The 6,751-nt window shown below is 57.1% G+C and carries 4 protein-coding genes and 2 pseudogenes; 2 read left to right on the forward strand and 4 right to left on the reverse strand.

Going from position 1 to position 6,751, the window contains the following annotated elements:
* Positions 1-320 precede the first annotated feature (320 nt).
* On the forward strand, positions 321-959 hold the full coding sequence (locus EXE41_RS15770) for an IS6 family transposase (protein ID WP_137691495.1): 639 nt from the start codon (positions 321-323) through the stop codon (positions 957-959).
* A 695-nt stretch (positions 960-1,654) separates the two neighbouring features.
* On the opposite strand, the gene EXE41_RS15775 is transcribed toward EXE41_RS15770, so the two are convergent.
* The gene (locus tag EXE41_RS15775) at positions 1,655-2,395 is read right to left on the reverse strand and encodes an HAD-IIA family hydrolase (protein ID WP_241987264.1); all 741 of its coding nucleotides are present in this window, start codon (positions 2,393-2,395) and stop codon (positions 1,655-1,657) included.
* Positions 2,396-2,587: 192 nt separating this feature from the next.
* On the opposite strand from EXE41_RS15775, the gene EXE41_RS15785 reads away from it, so the two are divergent.
* Positions 2,588-3,838 (forward strand): RNA-guided endonuclease TnpB family protein, encoded by a 1,251-nt coding sequence (locus tag EXE41_RS15785; RefSeq protein ID WP_137691496.1) that lies wholly within the window; start codon positions 2,588-2,590, stop codon positions 3,836-3,838.
* Between the two features lie 504 nt (positions 3,839-4,342).
* Here EXE41_RS15785 and EXE41_RS15795 read toward each other — a convergent pair.
* From EXE41_RS15795 to EXE41_RS15805, 3 genes and pseudogenes are all read right to left on the reverse strand, one after another.
* Complete coding sequence (locus EXE41_RS15795; RefSeq protein ID WP_137691498.1) at positions 4,343-6,025, reverse strand: hypothetical protein; 1,683 nt, start codon at positions 6,023-6,025, stop codon at positions 4,343-4,345.
* Positions 6,015-6,641 (reverse strand): annotated as a pseudogene (locus EXE41_RS15800) (ATP-binding cassette domain-containing protein); the annotation flags it as partial. The gene EXE41_RS15795 and the pseudogene EXE41_RS15800, both read right to left, overlap by 11 nt.
* A gap of 6 nt (positions 6,642-6,647) precedes the next feature.
* Positions 6,648-6,751 (reverse strand): annotated as a pseudogene (locus tag EXE41_RS15805) (IS1595 family transposase); the annotation flags it as partial.

The raw sequence follows: 6,751 nt of genomic DNA on the forward strand, positions 1-6,751 counted from the left end.
GGTTCGGCAGGCACTGCTTCAACTGTCGACCCACTCGACAGTTGTCTCTAGGAACCGGAAATCTACTCGAGGACAGAGAGGTTGAATTGGAATCTGAGCTGTGGGAGGACAGCGATAACAAGAGCGCGGAGTACTCGTCGTGTGCCTCGACACCGCAATTTATTACTAATATCTGAATCTTAAAAACCGAAGTGATATTGGATTCAGCAGTATTCAGCCGACGAGAGGTTCTCTTCTTCGCGCAGTGGCAATTTAACAGTTTGGCCCGTACGTTGGGTCGCGTTAAGTTAGAGGATGAGGCGCTCGACTTCAGAGTGTCTATGGCCGAAACCGAGCGCCTCAGCGAACGTATCGCGTGGATTGACTTGTCGTTTGTGGAGCGAGATCGAACGCCGCGATGGGCGATTGAAGTAGGGATCCGCTGTCACTTGGCCGGTATGTCACTTCGTGAGGTAAGTAAGCATCTCGAAAGGTTTGGGATCGTTCGGAGCCACGTCGCGATCCATAACTGGGTTCATAAAGCCGATCTACAGCCGATCTCGACCGTCTCAGAGGATCAACTCGCGGTTGACGAAAAGATGATCCGCCTCCACGGCCAGAAGTTCTGGCTGTACGGCGCGGTTGATCCACAGACGAACGAGATCCTTCACGTGAGTCTCTATCCGACCGCAAATAAACAGACGACGCGATGGTTTCTCACCGAGCTCCACCGGCGTTACCAGCTCGATAACGTGGAATTTCTCGTCGATGACGCAGACTATCTCGGATCTGTTCTCGCTGACGACGGCTATCGATTTCAAGTCATTCGACATGGAAATCGGAATGCCATCGAACGTGTCTTTTGGGAAATAGAACGACGAACATTATCGTTTGCGAATAGTTTCAGCAATGTCGCGTTAGAGACAGCTCAAAATTGGCTCGAAGCCCTCGCCGTCTACCACAATTCACGCCAAACTTAACGCGACCGTACGTTGGGGTGGTCAGTATGGCTGCCAGACGTATACTACGATACCGTATAGTATGCCGGAGAAGGCACCGTAAGAGATAGCCTCCACTGGCGCGTCTCCTAGAAGGAATGAAACGGCTGAGACTGTAACGATCCAGAGAAGACCGTGAAGCAAAGCGGTTCGTTGTCGCTCAGTCGTGGGCAAAAGACTGCTCGGCAGGCGCTGCTTGGAAGGCATAAATGATCGTGGAGCAGGGATCTCCTTGAGTCTAAGCACACAATACGACAGGGCCGCTGGCGGTGGAGGGCCGATACACAGGGTGAGTGGCGGCCAGTGAACGCCAAAGCGGGGGAGGGGGAGGTGATGAGAGATCCCACCAACTGTGCCACGGCGATGGGACGAGCTCAACAGTCGGATACTTGTTGTCGGCCGCCTCCGACCGGCGGCTACGTGAACCATATAGCCCTCGAAACATCAACCCATCAGCAGTGTTTCACGCCGCGAAACAACAACGCTTCTCGTCAAGAATGTCGATGATCCGTTGGTGTGTCTCGTGGAAGCGAAAGCAGCAAACCGCAAATTAGTGCGAGTTTCGAAACAAGACGCTACAGGCGATGTCCGGCAATGCTTCGAAAATATACCTTTTGGCTCTGCTGAAATTCTCAGCAGGTGAGATATTCTGGCCCGGTTGTGGTCAATACAGGAGATTATATAGTCTCAACCAATTCAGCAACTGATTCGACGACATCGTCCGGGCGGTACGCGAACTCTGTGAGTTCGTCACGACTAGTCGACCCAGTGAGTACGAGGTACGTAGTCAGGCCAGCCTCGATGCCGGCCACGACATCGGTGTCCATGCGATCCCCTACCATCGCCGTCGATTCGGAGTGCGCGCCGATCCGATTGAGGCCACTCCGGATCATCACTGGATTGGGTTTGCCAACGAAGTACGGCTCTTGCCCAGTGGCTTCCGTAAGGAGCGCAGCAACGGAGCCGGTAGCCGGGAGTGGGCCCTCAGGTGAGGGTCCGGTAGCGTCCGGGTTCGTTGCGACAAACCGCGCGCCCTGATCAATCAGTTGGACGGCCTGTGTGATATTCTGGAACGAATACGTGCGGCTCTCCCCGAGAACGACGAAATCTGGGTCAGTATCGGTCAGCGTGTAGCCCACCTTATGGAGCGCTGTCTTCAGTCCAGCCTCACCGATAACGTAGGCGGACGCATCTGGGACTTGATTTGACAAAAACTGTGCCGTGGCCACGGCCGAGGTCCAAATCCGCTCCTCTGGAACATCAATACCCACATCCGCAAGACGGGCAGACAGATCGCGACGCGTGTAAATTGAGTTGTTCGTGAGCACGAGAAACTCCTTGTCCTGCTCTTGAAGCCGGCCGATGAACTCTTTCGCCCCCGGGAGAGCAACCTCCTCATGTATCAGCACTCCATCCATATCAAGGAGCCACGTGCTGGGTTGGTCTTGTGTATGAGACATAGGAAGAAGCTATTAGAACTGTGTTCGCCGTGGACTTGAAAGTTTACAGGCTGTCGAGGCGAATGCCACGGGGCTTGACCCCGTGGATGAAGCCGACACTCCGTGACACAAGCCATTAACTAGCAACACAGCGATAATCGAGGTACGGCGATGTGGTATGACTACCGCTTCCGCGCCTACCCTGACCGAACAGGTGTGACTGCGGAAGTGGAACGCCACATCGACATCCACCGCCAAGCATACAACCACACCCGCTACGAATACAGTGTCCTCGACACCGACGAGGACAACATCGGTTCGGCGTACCAACACCAGAAACGCCTCACCGAATGGAAAGACGGGTGGCCTGTGTTCTCCAAAGTCCACTCGAAGACGTTACAGAAGACCGTCGAACGCTTCTACGACAACCTCTCGAACCTCTCCGAGAAGAAGCAGAACGGGCACAAGGTCGGGTGGCTCAACTGGAAGTCCCCAAGCGAGTACCAGAGTATGACGTATTCGCAGTCTGGCTTCGAACTCAAAAACACGAGTGGCCGGACTGCCACAATCTGGCTCTCCAAAATCGGTGACATCCCCATTCGATATCACCGTTCCATCCCCGACAACGCAGACATCAAAGAGGTGACGCTGAAGAAAGAGACGACGGGTGACTGGTACGTCACGTTCGGCCTCGAAGTCGAAGACACCACGCTCCCCGAGAAACCCGCTGTAGACGACGTGGATGTTGAGGACTGCGTTGGCCTCGACCTCGGCATCCAGAACTACATCTACACGTCTGACGGCAACAGCGTGGACTGGCTTGACCTCTCCGACGAGTACGAACGCCTGCGTCGGGAGCAGCGCAATCTCTCCCGGAAAGAACACGGGAGCAACAACTGGGAGAAACAGCGCCGTGGGGTTGCCAAGATTAAGCGCAGAATCAAGCGGAGGGTTGAAGACTTCCAGCACAAGCTCACGACGTGGCTCGTCACGACGTATGACGCCGTGTTCGTGGAAGACTTGAACGTCTCGGGAATGCTTCAACAGCGTGAGAACGCTCGGAATAAGCAGGATGCCGCGTGGCGCGGATTCATCGAGATGCTGGAGTACAAGGGCGACCTGTACGGTACGCACGTCGTCCAAGTAGATCCTGCGGGGACGACCAAAGAGTGCGCTGAATGTGGTGTCGAGACGGACAAACCGTTGTGGGTGCGGGAACACAGTTGTCCGAGTTGCGGGTTCGAGGCGGATAGAGACGCGAATGCGTCGTACAACGTTCTTTTTCGCGGCCTTCAAGAGTTAGGTCTGGGACAGGCCGAATCGACGCCCGTGGAGACTGCGACCGCTGTGGAAACCGATGGAGGACAGTCTTCGTCGGTTCCTGTAAGTCGCGTCGTTGAAACGGGAAGCCTCGGGGCTTGACCCCGAGGCGGTTCACGACGCGCTTGACATCCTCCCACGGCTGAAGCCGGGGGATTCGTCCGCGTTTACGCGGAGGAGGATGTCAACTGTAGCGATGCCGGACACCCAGCGCCGGCGACGACAGTTTCTCCATGACAGAAAATTCGGGGCGAAAACCTCGCCTTTCAGGTCAGGGAGGATGTTAAGGTCGGTTTCGGTGATGAAGGATAGTGGACTACAGACCTGCGTTTCCGGCACTGAAACGCGACAGTACAATTTTGAATCAACCGCATCAGTACCTATCCGGATGCTGGGGGGGATACAATCGAAAGAGCTGGCACTGCTGGTTTGGTTGGTGGCGACGTTCGCTATTGGAACAGTGGTGTATTCGCCGTTGAATGGGCTTGCGCTCTCTGTGCCAACGACCTGGGGATTGTGGGCGCTGTTGATGTTGCGTGAGAGAGAATAGAACATTCGTAATCAGAGGAGGGCCCAGGATAACTTGCGTCGAATTTTTGAAGGAAGCTAGCCCAGATTCGTGTACACCCGTCGTGTCTGTGCGGCGACAACAACAAGACCAACACCGACGGCGGCGAAGACAATCGGGACTCCCAACGACGTGCCCCGAGCGGTGACGCCGGCAAAGTCAGCAACGAATCCACCGTTGAGCGGACCGATGTACCAAAGTCCGAGATACAACGCTTCGAACAGCCGAGGCGATCCAGTCCATAACCCAGCAGCGAGTGCGAGCGACGGCGGGAAGATGACGAGACCCGTCACTCCGATGAGTGCGGTGGGGCCTCCTGTGGCCACAGCGATCGCAAACGCACCGGCCCCGACGACGATGGTGATTAAACAGCCGGCAATCCACTCGCCGACAAGCTGGCCAACCGGGTAGTCGGACGTGAGAACTTGAGGGCGAATCCCATGACGAGCGGTCTGTGAGCCGATCTGTGACCAAACGAAGAGTGGCCAGACCGCGACCAACGAGAGCAGCCCCCGGGCAGCTCCCTCAGTGCCACCACCAGTGAGGGCGATTCCAGCTGGCACGACCGCCAACAGCCCCGCACCGAGATACCACCAACGCGGTTGTCCACGCAGGAGACGACGAAGTTCCATCGTGAGGACGCGCCGAAACCCGCCGGCACCACGACGGGTAACCGGAGGAATCGTGACATCATCACCAACAGGCGAAGGGGACACAGCCGGATCAGCCGTGTCTGTTGGAGTTTGTGGATTGGACGCTGTCTGTGTCGCAGTCTCAGGGGGAGTCTCGTCGAGCGGGAGGCGCCGACGTACCTTCTCCACTACCCCGCCGGTCGTCCGAAACCAATTAAACGGCAGTGCCGCGACAAGCGTTACGGCCAGTCCGACGGCGACAGTACCCAATCGCTGAGCGAAGAACCACGCCGGCCACGGGCCTCCCTCGTACCGGAACGTTTGCGCGTTGGATCCACCTGTTCCGAAGTTCGCGAAGCTACTCTCGAATCCCGGCACAGCGGCCTGTATTGATTCGAAGGTGAGATCGTACGCGAGGGTGAGCCCGACAATATCGAGCGCTTTCACAGTCGTCGGGACAGCGGCCGGGACTGCCGTTTCCGGACGCGCCGACTGTGCGGAGAGCAAGAAGATGGCCCCGAAAAAGTACGCTATCCGACCGAGGGTTCCAGCGAGCAGATTGATCGTGCCAAACAGCATCGCGACCGCGCCAACAAACACGGTAAGTGGAACGACCATCACAAAGACTGGCCAGCTGATGGCAATTGGGTCGGTGGCACGGACCCCGTAGATCGAGTGGTTGACGACCGCTGCGCCTGCGAGTACCGCTGCGGTGAGAACGCCGACGGCGGTGTTGCTCAGTAGTTTTCCGAGTAGGTACACCGGTTTACTGGTCTGTGAACTGGTTACCACCGGGAGGTGCCCGTGGCGGTCATCGCGTTCAAGCGACCCGCGAAGCACGTAGAATCCGGCCAGAAGCATGACCGCTGATCCGGCCATCCCAGCGTTGAGCCCGACGAGGTGAGAGGTCAGCGCGCCGTTGACGTTCGGCCCGTTGGAAACCGTATAGAAGACGCCAAACGAGCCCGAGTTGATCAGGTATCCGACATAGATGACAACGGCAAAAAAGATGAGTAGCTTTCGCGACCGAACACGAGCGATAATGTCAGTCCGAGCAATATGATAGGCTCGGCGGACGTCAGTTCGCATGCGTAACCGTTTGGAGATATGCGTCTTCGAGCGATGCGGTGACCTGCTCGGCGTCGGTGGTCGGCGGATCCTCCGCGACAAGCCGAACATCGACGCCGTCTGCCCGTTGGACGGTGTTACAGATGGGGAACTCTTGTCCGAGTTGCTCTAGCGTCGACTGGGAGACCCGGCATTCGTAGACATCGCCGTCAACGGACTTGATCAGCGACTCGGTTGGTGCGTGGGTGAGTAACTGCCCGTCTTCTAACACGGTAACCGTGTCAGCTGTCGCCTCAATGTCCGCGACGACGTGTGTCGAAAAAATCACGACGCGATCATCAGCGGTGTCAGCCAGCGCATTACGCATGCGAACGCGCTCCTCCGGATCGAGGCCGACGGTTGGTTCGTCGACGACCAACAGCTCGGGGTCGTTAAGCAACGCTTGTGCAATCCCTGCCCGCTGCCGCATACCACCAGAGAACGTGTCGAGGCGCCGATCACGCACGTCGGTGAGGTTCACGAGGTCGAGCAACGCTTCGATCCGCGCGCTCGCCGTTTCGGAATCAAGCCCCCGTAGCGCCGCCACGTACTCGAGATACTCCTCAAGCGTTAACGTCGGACGCTCTTCGGTAGACTGGCGGAACTAGCGGAATACATTGACAGCGATACAGTCCACGAGACTGTGGATCGGTGCCCCAGTAAGGTTCAGTGACCGGAGGAAGCCGTAGGTCCGAGCGGCCTGCTCCA

It is taken from the genome of Halorubrum sp. SD690R (assembly GCF_005435035.1).
GTDB classification, from domain to species: domain Archaea; phylum Halobacteriota; class Halobacteria; order Halobacteriales; family Haloferacaceae; genus Halorubrum; species Halorubrum ezzemoulense.